This is a genomic window from Paracidovorax anthurii (assembly GCF_003269065.1).
Lineage (GTDB): Bacteria > Pseudomonadota > Gammaproteobacteria > Burkholderiales > Burkholderiaceae_C > Paracidovorax > Paracidovorax anthurii.
Genome location: NZ_QLTA01000003.1, coordinates 38,136 through 51,467, shown reverse-complemented (window position 1 = coordinate 51,467; position 13,332 = coordinate 38,136). Strand labels below are relative to the sequence as shown.

Sequence of the window (13,332 nt, the reverse complement as noted above, 5' to 3'; positions counted from 1 at the left end):
AATGAAACTTATAGGTTTCATTAAAAATAGGAATGAGAAATCTGTGCAAAGAGACAACACTCCGGGGCAAATCCATGCCGCTCCGGGGTTCCGGGAATCCCGGTCCCCCCTCTCAATTCCGGATCGTGGCCGGAAGGAATGCCGCCTTCCCCGCATGGGCAGATAGGTGGTGCGAGGTCGCCGCCAGAAGAGGCACGATCATGCCCGGGTGCAGCCAGCGAGGAACAAGGCCACGGCTTTCCGTATGAAATGCGCCTGCTCTTCCAGAGACCCCGGAGGCAGGGAAAACGTCGCGAGGTTGTGCGCCCGCGACGAAATCAAGGTCGCGAAAACCTTCACCGCGGTAGCCAGGTCGTCGGCACGCAGCGCTCCGCTGGCGAGGACCGGCGCCAGAAGCCGCTCCAGCAGAGCCAGGTACTGCTCGATCAATGCGTGCACGAACGGGGCCAGTTCGGGGCGCTGCGCAATGCCGCCGATGGCGAACCGGAGCCAGCGCTGCATATCGGGATGCAGGAGGGCGGCATTCATTTCCATCCCGATCAGCACGAGTTTCTCCTCGATGCTGGCGCTGGATGGAAACTCGGGTTCGAGCCGCAATGCGGGCAGCGCTGCGGTCGTCAGCACTTCACGGAGCAGGTTTTCCTTCGATTCGAACCGTGTGTAGATGGTCCGCTTGGTGACACCGGCAGCGGCCGCGATCGCGTCGATGCTGGTGCCGTCGTAGCCGTCCTGCAGCATGAGCGCCGACGCGGCCCCGATGATGGTTTGCCTCAACTCTTGCGCCCGTTGCGCGGTAGGGCGACCCAGAGGAGAGCGCGCCCCGGATTTCGCACGACCTTCGGTGATGGGCATGGCTTCTGGTCAGCTGGCACTGTGGTGCAACGATGCTACCGCCCGCAGGATTCTCCGGCTGGGGAAAGGCCTCTTCTACGGTCCGGGCAAACGCCCCCTGAAGGTCGCTTGCGGGCCAGGCCTGCGGTGCCGCGGCGGCGATCACGTCAGCCGCTCCCACACCAGGCCGAACCGGCCCAGGTACTTGCGCAGCCGGTCCGCGTCGTTGACGGCGGTGCGCTGCATGCGCGAGGCCTGGAACAGCTGCCGCCCGGCATCCGAGAGGCTGCGCGACTGCCGGCACACACGCACCACGGCCGCGAGTTGCAGCCGGTCGAAGAGGTCCAGCGCCTCGAACTGCGCCGTCCCCAGCAGGGCCTCCAGCTCCGGCAGGCCGTCCGCCTCCTGCCGCCGCGGCGCCTGCGCGGGCTCCCACAGCCACCGCAGCCGGGCCATCTCGGCCTCCACCAGCGGCAGGCCGATGCGCCCGCCCTCGGCCAGGGTGGCCAGCCGCACCACGCTGGCCGACAGGTCGCGGAAGTTGCCGCTCCAGAGCGCCTGCGGCGACTGCGCATAGCCCAGGTACGCCGCCCGGGCCTCGGCCGACAATCGCACCGCGCGGCCCAGCTCCTGCCCGGCGCGCGCGAGCAGGTGGTCCACGTTGGGCTCGATGTCCTCGGGGCGCTGCGCCAGCCCGGGCAGCTGGTAGCTCCAGAGGTTGATGCGCGCGAACAGGTCCTCGCGGAAACGCCCGCCCGCCACCTCCACGCGCAGGTCGCGGTTGGTGCCCGCGATGAGCTGGAAATCGCTCTCCACCTCGCGGTCGCTGCCCAGGGGGTAGAAACGCTTTTCCTCCACGGCTTTCAGCAGCATGGCCTGCTCGTCCAGGCCCAGCTCGCCGATCTCGTCGAGGAACAGCACGCCGCCGTGCGCCGTGCGCAGCAGGCCGGCGCGCTCGGCCGCCGCGCCGGTGAATGCGCCCTTGCGGTGCCCGAACAGCGTGGAGGCGGCGCCGTCGCCGTGCAGCGTGGCGCAGTTGACCTCGACGAACGCGCCCTCCACCTGGTGGCGCGCCTTCTTCAGCTCGTACATGCGCCGCGCCAGATGCGACTTGCCCGCGCCCGTCGGGCCGGTGAAGAGGATGGGCGCGCGCGAGCGCACCGCCACGTGCTCCACCTCCTCGATGAGCGCGTTGAAGCGCGCGTTGCGCGTGGCGATGCCGCTCTTGAGGAAGTCCACCGCATCGCGCCGCTCCGCCTGGAAGCGTTGGGCCAGCGCGTCGTAGCGCGAGAGGTCCAGGTCGATGAGCGCATGGCTGCCGGGGTCGCCCGCGTGCTGGCGCTTCGGGGGCGCGGTCTGCACCAGCACGCCGGGAATGCGGCGCGACTCCACCAGCAGGAACAGGCAGATCTGCGCCACGTGCGTGCCCGTGGTGATGTGCACCCAGTACTCCTCGCGCTCCATGCGGAAGCGGTAGGACTGGATCCAGTCGAACAGCGCGCCGTACACCTCGCCGAAATCCCAGGGGTCTTGGATGCCGAGGCCCACGAGGCGCACCTCGGTTTCCGGGGAGACGGCCGCGATGTCGGCCTTCACCTGGTTCGCCAGCGCCAGATGGGCGGGGGTGTAGAGCAGCTCCATGCGGTGCACGGCGAAATCCTCGTGCTGCGCGAGCGAGACCGTGGGGCGCCACTTCTCCCAGCGCCCCGCACCCCTGCCGGCATCCAGCTGGGTGCCGATGAAACCGATGACCACCTTGTTTTTTGCCATATCCCATTTTCTATATTTTTAGATAGCTATCTAATTCCAGCAGCCAAAGCGAGTTGACAGATTCGTGCACCTAACGGGGAATTCTTTTCCAAATCAATGGTTTATGAAAATCCGGCAGCCTCCGCGACACGCTGGCACGCATCTCGCGAAGCTTTATCCGTCAGAGACCAGCGGCGACGCTCACAGGCTCGGGGTTGTGGCGGAACGCCAGCCCCTCCGGTGCCGGGTGTCCGGCCGGCCCCTCCCGGGGCCTGGCCGTCGATGCCCCGCATGCCGCCCGCCGCGGTGTCTCGGGCATGGCGATGCAAGGAGCCGCCCTCCGGGGCGTCCGGTTCGAGTCCGGAATCGCCACTTCTGTAGCTCAGAGGAAGAGCAGCCTTCTCATCCAAGGCCTGGCGCAGGTTCGATTCCTGCCGGAAACCCTCCCGGCCTCACCGCCGGGATTCGTCAACGGTCGAAAGACCACCCGCCGAACGCGGGAGAAGCAGCCGCAGCGGTACCCACCGCCCAGGCGCTTCGCCCGTCAGCCGGTGGCGGTTCGTGCCAGACCCGGGCACGGCCCGCGCGCGCAGCCAGCCACGCCGCCGCCCCGCCCGGGCGGACGGCACGGCGCACTGCGACGCCCGCGCCGTGCCCCCTGGCAGCCCGCCACCGCTGTAACGGCACCCTTTGGAATCCGGGGCCCGAAGGCCCCGTGGCGACACGCAAGAAAGAAGAAAAGGAAGAAAACCATGCTGACGATCCAACGCATCAAGAAGAACGAACGCGCCCTGCTGCTGCGCAACGGCGATTTCGAGCGCGTGCTGCACAGCGGCGCGCACTGGCTCTTCGCGGGCACCGACCAGCTGCGCGTGGAGACCTTCGCCCTGGAGCAGCCGGCGTTCACGCACGGCCTGGCCGACTACCTGATGGCCTGCGAGCCCGAGGTGGTGGCACGGGAGTTCGTGCGCGTGGAGCTGTCCGAGACCCAGGCCGGCCTGCGCAGCGAGAACGGCGTGCTGGTGGAGATCCTGCCCCCGGGCACCCGGCGCCTTTATTGGAAAAGACTGGTGGACGTGGACGTGCAGGTCGTGGACCTCGCGCAGGGCGTGGACGTGCTGGCCGCCCTCGCGGCGCGGCTGGTGCAGACGCAGCTGCGCAGCAAGCCCGTGGCGGGCCTGAACGGCGTGCTGCAGGTGCAGGTGCCGGACGCGATGTGCGCCCTGCTCACCATCGACGGCAAGGTCGAGCGGCTGCTGGGCGCGGGCACGCATGCGTTCTGGAAGTACGGCCGCCACGTCGCCGCGGAACTGGTGGACCTGCGCCTGCAGACGCTGGAAGTGTCGGGCCAGGACATCATGACGCGCGACAAGGTCGGCCTGCGCATCAACCTGAGCGCCACCTGGCGCTACGTGGACGTGCTGCTGGCCCACCGCCAGCTGCCCAAGCCCGCCGAGCACCTGTACCGCGAACTGCAGTTCGCCCTGCGCGCCGCCGTGGGCACCCGCACGCTCGACGAGTTGCTGGAAGACAAGACGGCGATCGACGAGGTGGTGAACACGCACCTGGCCACCAGGCTGCAGCCCTACGGCCTGCGGCTGGAGAGCGCGGGCGTGAAGGACATCGTGCTGCCGGGCGACATGAAGGCCATCCTGACCCAGGTGGTGCAGGCGGAAAAGCAGGCCCAGGCCAACGTGATCCGCCGCCGCGAGGAAACGGCGGCGACCCGCTCGCTGCTCAACACCGCGAAGGTCATGGAGGACAACTCCGTGGCCCTGCGCATGAAAGAGCTGGAAACCCTGGAGCGCGTGGCCGAACGCATCGACAAGATCTCGGTCTTCGGCGGCCTGGACCAGGTGCTGAACGGGCTCGTGAAAATGCGCTGACGGACCGCGCCAGGCCGCCCCGCGGCCTGGCGCCCAGGAGGAATACGACCATGAAGACAACAACGATAACGACCACGCCCGAAGCCGCGCGCGCACCATCGCTGCCGGTCCTCCAGGCCGCGCTGGACGCGTCCATCGAGGCCGCCTACCACGTGTTCGGTGCCTGCCGCGCGCCCGCGGGGCTGCTGGACGTGTGCACCGCCTGCTGCATGGATGCGGCCCTGGAGCGAGAGATGCGCCGGCTGCCCCTGCGCACGCTCACCGCGCGGCACTTCTACCAGTACAACGACAGCGTGAAGAGCACCGTGCAGCCCGCGGACGAGATCAAGTACCTGCTGCCCCGGCTGCTGGAACTGCTGGCGCAGGGCGCGCAGCTGCACCATTCGACCGAGCTATCCCTCGACCGCGTGGGCCGCTGTGAGCCCGGCGCCTTCAACGGCCGCGAGCGCCAGGCGCTACAGGACGTCGCGCTCGCGCATTTCGCGCTGGGGCTGGAGCAGTGGGCCGAGCCGGACCAGGGCGTCTTCCGGAAAGAAGACGCCTTCACGGTCCTGCTGATGTGGGACCACGCCGGCGTGGACCTCGCGCCGCTGCTGGAGCACTGGCTCGCGTGCGAGAGCAACTCGTCGGCCCTGCACTACGTGGACGCCTCGTACTGGGGCTTCGTGCTGAACGGCCACCAGGTGGGCGGCCCGTTCTCGAAGGACCGTCCCCGCTACCGCGAGGCGGTGGAACACTGGCTGACCGCGCCCACGCACCGGGACCGGTTCACCGCCAGGCTGCTGCAGATGATGGACCGCTGCCCCACCGGCGGCTGGCTGCCGCCCGGCACGCAGGAATGCGACTGCCGCTCCACGCTGAACGAGCGCATCGGCGCCGTATTCGACACGATGGCGCGATGAGCCGGTCCCGCACCGGCATGGCGCCCACCCCGCAACCCCTCAAGAATTCCTGAACCATGAACGACCACAAGACCCCCCCTTCCACCGCCTCCTACCAGCTCCACCCCGTCGAGGACGGCGTGCCCGTGAAGATGTGGACGCAAGGCGTGCCCGTCGAGGACGAGGCGCGCCAGCAACTGGAGAACGCCGCGCGCCTGCCCATCGTCTTCCGGCACGTCGCGGCCATGCCCGACGTGCACTACGGCATCGGCGCCACCGTGGGCTCGGTGATCCCGACCTTCAAGGCCATCATCCCGGCCGCGGTGGGCGTGGACATCGGCTGCGGCATGATGGCCTGCAAGACCACGCTGCACGCGAACGATCTGCCCGACAACCTGGGGCCGCTGCGCTCGGCCATCGAGAAGGCCGTGCCGCACGGCAGCAACCCGCGGCGCATGGGCCGCGACAAGGGCGCGTGGGAGACCCCGCCCGACGAAACCGACCGCGCCTGGGCCGGGCTGAAGGACGAGTTCGACCGGATCTGCGAGGACTACCCGCACCTGGCCCGGACCAACCACCACAAGCACCTGGGCACGCTGGGCACCGGCAACCACTTCATCGAGGTGTGCCTGGACGAGGCGGGCGCCGTGTGGTTCATGCTGCACTCCGGCTCGCGCGGCGTGGGCAACGCGATCGGCACGCACTTCATCGAGCTGGCCCGGAAGGACGCCGAGCTGCACCAGCGCAACCTGCCCGACAAGGACCTGGCCTACTTCGAGGAGGGCGCCCGCTATTTCGGCGACTACGTGCGCGCCGTGGGCTGGGCGCAGAAGTTCGCGCGCGCCAACCGCGAGGTGATGATGCAGCGCGTGGTGGCGGCCGCGCGCCAGGTGATCGGCAAGCCCTTCGAGGCGCACGTGGAGGCGGTGAACTGCCACCACAACTACGTGCAGCGCGAGACGCACTTCGGCGAGGACGTGCTCGTGACCCGCAAGGGCGCGGTGAGCGCCCGGGCCGGCGAGCTGGGCATCATCCCCGGCAGCATGGGCGCCAAGAGCTACATCGTGCGCGGCAAGGGCAACCCCGAGAGCTTCATGAGCTGCAGCCACGGCGCGGGCCGCAGGATGAGTCGCACCAAGGCCCGGAAGCTCTACACCGTGGCCGACCAGATCGCCGCCACCGAAGGCGTGGAATGCCGCAAGGACGCCGACGTGATCGACGAGATCCCGATGGCCTACAAGGACATCGATGCCGTGATGGAGGCGCAGACGGACCTGGTGGAAGTGGTGCACACGCTCAAGCAGGTGGTGTGCGTGAAGGGCTGATCCCCTCCGCATTCCACCGAATTGCTTCGATTTTCATAGCAAACACGATAGAAGGAACGCCGACATAAGGCGGTTTTCATATGCAACAACCCGAAGAACTCCTGCGGTCGGCCCATCCGGTCGAGCCGCACATGCGCGCGCAGGTGATGCAGCACCTGCGCGCCATCGAGGCCACGCACGGCGTGACCGTGCTCTTCGCCTGCGAATCGGGCAGCCGCGGCTGGGGCTTCGCCTCGCCCGACAGCGACTACGACGTGCGCTTCATCTACGTACACCGGCTGCCGTGGTATCTCACCGTGGTGCCCGGCCGGGACGTGATCGAGCTGCCCATCAGCGGCGACCTGGACATCAACGGCTGGGACCTGCGCAAGGCGCTGGGGCTGATGCGCGAGTCCAACCCCACGCTGCTGGAATGGCTGTGCTCGCCCATCGTGTACCGCGAGGAGGCCGGCACCATGGCGCGCTTTCGCGCGCTGGCCGCGCAGGTGTTCTCCAACGCCAAGGTCTGGCACCACTACGCCTCCATGGCGAAGAAGAACTTCCGCGAGCACCTGCAGGCCGAGGAGGTGCGCTACAAGAAGTACCTCTACGTGCTGCGCCCGCTGCTGGCGGCGCGCTGGGTCCGCAGCCTGCCGGGCGTGCCGCCCATGCGCTTCGCCGCGCTGGCGCAGCAGACGCTGGACGCCACGCGCGATGCGGCGCTGATCGCCGAGATCAACGCCCTGCTGGAGGTGAAGATGCGCGCCGGAGAAGCCGCCACCAGCCCGCGCTGGCCCGGCATCCATGCCTTCATCGAGGCCGAGCTGGCCCGCAACGCGGCCGAGCCCGTGCAGGCGCTGCCCGCACCCGGGCACGGCGCGCTGGATGCGCTGCTGCACGACACGGTGCTGCGGTTCGCGGACGGCGCGGGGGGCTGACGATGCCCATCCGCTGCCGCGCGGCCGGCGCCTGCCGTTCACGCCGCGCGGCGAACCGTTTTTCATGGATCGACCTTTACTGACCGTGCTTTCTCCGACCCCTCTCTCACCTCCCCTCGTCCTCGACGGCTCGCACGGCGAGGGCGGCGGCCAGATCCTGCGCACCGGCCTCGCGCTGGCCATGGTGACGGGCCGCCCCCTGCGGATCGACCGCATCCGCGCCGGGCGGCCCAAGCCCGGGCTCATGCGCCAGCACCTCGCGTGCGTGCACGCGGCCGTGGACGTCTGCGGCGGGCAGGCCGAGGGCGCCGAGCCGGGATCGCAGGCGCTGCGCTTCACGCCCGGCGCCGTGCGGCCGGGCGAATACCGCTTCCCGATCTCGGGCGCGGGCAGTTGCATGCTGGTGCTGCAGACCGTGCTGCCCGCGCTGATGCTGGCGCAGGCGCCCAGCCGCGTGCAGCTCACGGGCGGCACGCACAACCCGATGGCGCCGCCCTTCGACTTCCTCGCACTGGCCTTCGCGCCGCTGGTGCGGCGCCTGGGCGCGGGGCTGGAGCTGGCGCTGCGGCGGCGGGGCTTCCACCCCGCGGGCGGCGGCGAGGTGCAGGCCACCATCGGGCCCGCCGCCGCCGGGCTCGCGCCCTTCGACCTGCTGGAGCGCGGCCCCTGCCGGCAGGCCTGGGCCGAGGCCGTGGTCCCCGGGCTGGCGCGCAGCGTCGCACAGCGCGAGCTGGAGGCCCTGCGGCGCCACCTGGGCTGGGACGCCGGCCGGCAGGACGTGCTGCGCACCGCGCCCGCGCGGCAGAACGAGGGGCCGGGCAACGCCCTGCTGGCCATGCTGGACCACGGCGAGGTGACCGAGGTGTTCTGCGCGCTGGGCGCGCGCGGCATCCCCGCCGAGCAGGTGGCGCGCACCCTGGCCGAAGAGGTCCGGGCCTTCCAGCGCGGCAGCGGCGCGGTGGGGCCGCACCTGGCCGACCAGTGGATGCTGCCGCTCGCGCTGGCCGTGTGGCGCAGCGGGCGCCGCGCCGCCTACACCGCCACGGAGATCACGCCGCACACGCGCACGCACGCCGAGCTGATTCCGCGGGGCCTGCCGGTGCGCATCGCGATCACGCAGCAGGCGGGCGCGGCGCGCATCGACATCGATCCGGTGGATGCCGCCAGCGGCGCCTGAAGCCGGCGCCGGGCCACCGGGGGTTGCCCCGCCGATCGACATAACCATATGCCGACGGTGTCGTTGGAGTGGTCCAAAATGCCCCGCTTCCGTTCCTGAAGGAACCTTTTTCCACTGTGGAGACGCCATGAAGTTCGACAACATCCTGCAATCCATCGGCAACACGCCGCACGTGCGCATCAACCGCCTCTTCGGCGCGGGGGCGAATGTCTGGGTCAAGTCCGAGCGCAGCAACCCGGGCGGCTCCATCAAGGACCGCATCGCGCTCTCCATGGTCGAGGACGCCGAGCGCTCCGGCGCGCTGCAGCCCGGCGGCACCATCATCGAGCCCACCTCGGGCAACACCGGCATCGGCCTCGCCCTGGTGGCCGCCGTGAAGGGCTACAAGCTCATCCTCGTGATGCCCGACAGCATGAGCATCGAGCGCCGCCGCCTCATGCTGGCCTACGGCGCGCAGTTCGACCTCACCCCGCGCGAGAAGGGCATGAAGGGCGCCATCGCCCGCGCGCAGGAGCTGGCGGCGCAGACGCCCGGCGCCTGGATTCCGCAGCAGTTCGAGAACCCCGCCAACATCGAAGTGCACGTGCACACCACGGCGCAGGAGATCCTGGCCGATTTCCCCGAGGGCTTCGACGCGCTGATCACGGGCGTGGGCACGGGCGGCCACCTCACGGGCGTGTCGCGCGTGCTGAAGGCAAAGTTCCCGCAGCTCAAGGTGTTCGCCGTGGAGCCCGTGGCCTCGCCCGTGATCTCCGGCGGCCAGCCGGCGCCCCACCCCATCCAGGGCATCGGCGCGGGCTTCGTGCCCAAGAACCTCGACACCAGCCTGCTGGACGGCGTGATCCAGGTCGATGCCGAGCCGGCGCGCGAATACGCCCGCCGCGCTGCGCGCGAGGAAGGCCTGCTCGTGGGCATCTCCTCGGGCGCCACGCTCGCGGCCATCGCGCAGAAGCTGCCCGAGCTGCCGCAGGGCGCGAAGGTGCTGGGTTTCAACTACGACACGGGCGAGCGCTATCTGTCGGTGGAAGGCTTCCTGCCGGGGTGATGTGAAACAACCCCCTGTGGCGCTTCGCGCCTTCCCCCTTCTCTCGCGCTGCGCGCGGGAAGGGGGACAACGCCGGTGGCCGGGCGAAGCCCGCTCCACGGCGTTTGCTGGCATGGCCTGCTCCGCGGCCACCGGACGGATGATGCAGCGCCAGTAGCGTGCGCCGCGCAGCGCGCGTGGCACCGTGAATCACGGATACCGCCTCCCCGGGGCCGCCGCATGCGCTGCACACGCGGTCGGCCCGACGTCCTACAGCCCGGCCCCGCGCCCGCCGGAACAATCGGTCGGAACCCAGCGCCGCGGCCGCCGGCCCCCCGCCATGGCAGCGGTGCCTCTCACACCGATGGCATCCATGGATTCCCACGCAGCAACCCCCTCCCCCATCGCGTTCAAGGTGCTCACCGTGAACGTGCACAAGGGCTTCACGTCCTTCAACCGCCGTTTCATGCTGCACGAGTTGCGCGAGGCCGTGCGCGGTGTCTCGGCGGACCTGGTGTTCCTGCAGGAGGTGCTGGGCACGCACCAGCGCCACGCCAACCGTGTGGCCAATTTCCCGCAGGAGCCGCACTACGAGTTCCTCGCCGACACGATCTGGGGCCAGTACGCCTATGGCCGCAACGCCGTCTACGACAGCGGCCACCACGGCAACGCCCTGCTCTCCAAGTTCCCCATCGTCCACTACGAGAACCACGACATCTCGGTGAGCGGCCCCGAGCGGCGCGGCATGCTGCACTGCGTGCTGCAGCCCCCGGGGCACGAGCAGCAGGTGCATGCCGTCTGCGTGCACCTGGGCCTGCAGGAGAACCACCGGCAAAGCCAGTTGCGGCGCGTGTGCGACCTCGTCAACACCTTCCCGCAGGACGAGCCCGTGATCGTGGCGGGCGACTTCAACGACTGGCGCGGCCGCGCCCACGAGGTGCTGCGCCGGGGCGCCGGCCTGCACGAGGTGTTCGTGCACGCCGACGGGCGCGCCGTGCGCACCTTTCCCGCGTCGATGCCGCTGCTGGCGCTGGACCGCATCTATGTGCGCAACGCGGCGGTGCACGCGCCCATGGTGCTGCCGCGCAAGCCCTGGCACAAGCTGTCGGACCACGCGCCGCTGGCCGCGGAGATCGCGCTGTGAGGCCGCTGCGCCGCTCCTCCCGGTGGGTGCCGGGCAACCGCTTCGAGCTGCTGGAGAACGGCGAGGACTTCTTCCCGCGCGTGTTCGGCGCGATCGCGGCGGCCCGGCGCGAGGTGCTGCTGGAGACCTTCATCCTCTTCGACGACAAGATCGGCCGGGGCCTGCACGCCGCGCTGCTGCAGGCCGCGCGCAACGGCGCGCAGGTGCACGTGCTGGTGGACGGCTTCGGCTCGCCGGACCTGCCCCCGTCCTTCGTCGATCCGCTCGTGGAGGCGGGCGTGCATTTCCGCATCTTCGACCCGGGCCGGCGCATCCTCGGCCAGCGCCTGAACGTGCTGCGCCGCATGCACCGCAAGATCGTGGTGGTGGACGGCACGGTGGGCTTCATCGGCGGCATCAACTACTCGGCAGACCACGTGGCCGATTTCGGCCCCGAGGCCAAGCAGGACTACGCGGTGGAAGTGCGCGGCCCCATCGTGGCCCACCTGCACCGCTTTGCGCTCGGCGTGGTGGCCCAGTGCGAGCGGCGCCGCGCACAGCGGCCGCCGCGCTGGGGCGCGCGGGCGCGCGAGGCCGCCGGGGCGATCGCTCCCACCGGGTCGGCCGACGCGATCTTCGTGACGCGCGACAACCATGCCCACACCAACGACATCGAGCGCCACTACCGCGTGGCGCTGCGCGCCGCGCGCGAGCGCGTGGTGATCGCCAACGCCTACTTCTTCCCCGGCTACCGCTTCATCCGCGAGATGCGCCGCGCGGCGCGGCGCGGCGTGGACGTGCGCCTGATCCTGCAGGGCCAGCCCGACATGCCCATCGTGCGCACCGCCGCGAGCATGCTCTACGACCACCTGCTGCGCGCCGGCGTGCGCATCTACGAATACTGCGAACGCCCCCTGCACGGCAAGGTGGCGCTGGTGGACGGCGAATGGTCCACCGTGGGATCGAGCAACCTCGATCCGCTGAGCCTGTCGCTGAACCTGGAGGCCAACGTGGTCATCCGCGACCGCGATTTCAACGCCACGCTGCACGGGCGGCTCGCGCACCTGATGGAGCACTGCTGCCGCCAGGTGGAGCCCACGCCGCCGGGGCGCTGGGACGGGCTGCGGCTGCTGCGCAGCTACTGCGTCTTCCACCTCATGCGCTGGTTCCCGGCCTGGGCAGGCTGGCTGCCGCGCCATGAACCCGAGATCTCGCTGGTCGGCGCCGGTGCGGACCGGGACCGGGCGCGCGAGACGTCCGACGACCGGCAGGGCCGCTGGCCCTCGGCCACCTGACCCCCGATGCCCTGCGCCTCCCGCGCCCCCCCGATGCCGGCCGGCGGCGAGGCCGTGGCGCGCGGCCGCTGGCAGAGGCTGCGCGCCCGGCGCGGGTGGCGCTGGGCGATGGCGCTCGCCACCGGGGCCTTCGTGCTCTTCGTGGCGGCGCTGCTCGTGCGGCAGGCGCGCACCGTGGACTGGGCGGCCGTGTGGGCCGCCTTCCTCGCCCTGCCGCCGGCCACGCTGCTCGCGGGCGGCGCGCTGGCGCTCGCCAGCCACGGGCTCTACGGCACCTTCGATCTCTTCGGGCGGCACTTCACGCGGCACGGCCTCCCGGCAGGCCGCACGATGGGCATCACGCTCATCGCCTATCCGTTCACGCTGAACCTGGGCTCCATCATCGGCGGCGTCACCGTGCGCTACCGGCTCTACTCGCGGCAGGGGCTGTCCGTGGGCACCATCGGGCAGGTGGTGGGGCAGAGCATCGTGACCAACTGGCTGGGCTACCTCGCGCTGGCGGGCGCCATGTTCTGGGTCGGCCCGCCACGCCTGCCCGAGGGCTGGCACCTGGGGCCCGGCGCGCTGCGCTGGATCGGCGCCGCGCTGATGCTGGCGGCGGCGGGCTACGTCGTCGCCTGCGCGGCGCGGCGCGGCCGGCCGATCGCCTGGCGGGGCCATGCCTTCCCGCTGCCGGGCTGGCGAGTGGCCCTGCTGCAGGTGGCCGTCTCGGCCGCCAACTGGATGGTGATGGGCGCGTCCGTGTGGGTGCTCACGGGCGGCCAGCCGCCCTATGCGGCGGCGCTCGCCACGGTGCTGCTGGGCGCAGTGGCGGGGCTGGTGTCGCGCATCCCGGCGGGCCTGGGCGTGCTGGAGGCCGTGGGCACGGCCGTGCTGTCGGCCTACATGCCCGCCCCGCAGGCGCTGGCGGCGGTGCTGGCCTACCGGGCGCTCTACTTCTTCGCGCCGCTGGTGCTCGCGGCGCTGGCCTTCGGCGCGGTGGAACTGGCGGGGCGGGGCCGCGAGGCCTCCCGGGGGCCTTCCCGCGCCAGTCAAAGGCCGGATTAGCGCCACGTCGCCGTGTTTTCTACATTGTTTGCTATAAATTAAATAGCAAACCGATCTCCGGGGCGGCCCCTGGCTTA

The 13,332-nt window shown here is 70.5% G+C and carries 11 protein-coding genes; 9 read left to right on the top strand and 2 right to left on the bottom strand.

Translation table 11 applies throughout. The annotated features are described in order from the left end of the window. Positions 1-198: 198 nt before the first annotated feature. On the bottom strand, positions 199-852 hold the full coding sequence (locus tag AX018_RS02385; RefSeq protein WP_111875720.1) for a TetR/AcrR family transcriptional regulator: 654 nt from the start codon (positions 850-852) through the stop codon (positions 199-201). 141 nt (positions 853-993) lie between these two features. Beyond that, on the bottom strand, positions 994-2,601 hold the full coding sequence (gene rtcR / locus AX018_RS02380; RefSeq protein ID WP_111875719.1) for an RNA repair transcriptional activator RtcR: 1,608 nt from the start codon (positions 2,599-2,601) through the stop codon (positions 994-996). Between the two features lie 731 nt (positions 2,602-3,332). On the opposite strand from rtcR, the gene AX018_RS02370 reads away from it, so the two are divergent. The 9 genes from AX018_RS02370 to AX018_RS02330 all read left to right on the top strand — a co-directional run bounded on the left by AX018_RS02370 (position 3,333) and on the right by AX018_RS02330 (position 13,255). After that, entirely contained in the window at positions 3,333-4,466 is a 1,134-nt protein-coding gene (locus AX018_RS02370; protein ID WP_111875718.1) for a slipin family protein, read from the top strand. A gap of 50 nt (positions 4,467-4,516) precedes the next feature. Beyond that, the gene (locus AX018_RS02365) at positions 4,517-5,368 is read left to right on the top strand and encodes a hypothetical protein (RefSeq protein WP_111875717.1); all 852 of its coding nucleotides are present in this window, start codon (positions 4,517-4,519) and stop codon (positions 5,366-5,368) included. Positions 5,369-5,424: 56 nt separating this feature from the next. After that, positions 5,425-6,672 carry an RtcB family protein gene (locus tag AX018_RS02360; RefSeq protein ID WP_111875716.1) on the top strand — a complete coding sequence of 416 codons (1,248 nt, stop codon included), beginning with the start codon at positions 5,425-5,427 and terminating at the stop codon, positions 6,670-6,672. A gap of 80 nt (positions 6,673-6,752) precedes the next feature. Then, complete coding sequence (locus AX018_RS02355) at positions 6,753-7,589, top strand: nucleotidyltransferase domain-containing protein (RefSeq protein WP_111875715.1); 837 nt, start codon at positions 6,753-6,755, stop codon at positions 7,587-7,589. An 85-nt stretch (positions 7,590-7,674) separates the two neighbouring features. After that, positions 7,675-8,766 (top strand): RNA 3'-terminal phosphate cyclase, encoded by a 1,092-nt coding sequence (gene rtcA / locus AX018_RS02350; RefSeq protein ID WP_415842079.1) that lies wholly within the window; start codon positions 7,675-7,677, stop codon positions 8,764-8,766. Positions 8,767-8,893: 127 nt separating this feature from the next. Then, on the top strand, positions 8,894-9,811 hold the full coding sequence (gene cysK / locus AX018_RS02345) for a cysteine synthase A (RefSeq protein ID WP_111875713.1): 918 nt from the start codon (positions 8,894-8,896) through the stop codon (positions 9,809-9,811). 343 nt (positions 9,812-10,154) lie between these two features. Next, complete coding sequence (locus AX018_RS02340) at positions 10,155-10,934, top strand: endonuclease/exonuclease/phosphatase family protein (RefSeq protein WP_111875712.1); 780 nt, start codon at positions 10,155-10,157, stop codon at positions 10,932-10,934. Then, positions 10,931-12,208 carry a cardiolipin synthase ClsB gene (gene clsB, locus AX018_RS02335; RefSeq protein ID WP_111875711.1) on the top strand — a complete coding sequence of 426 codons (1,278 nt, stop codon included), beginning with the start codon at positions 10,931-10,933 and terminating at the stop codon, positions 12,206-12,208. The genes AX018_RS02340 and clsB overlap by 4 nt, the downstream gene beginning before the upstream one ends. 6 nt (positions 12,209-12,214) lie before the next feature. Then, positions 12,215-13,255, top strand: coding sequence for a lysylphosphatidylglycerol synthase transmembrane domain-containing protein (locus AX018_RS02330; protein WP_111875710.1), 1,041 nt, complete (start codon positions 12,215-12,217; stop codon positions 13,253-13,255). Positions 13,256-13,332 lie beyond the last annotated feature (77 nt).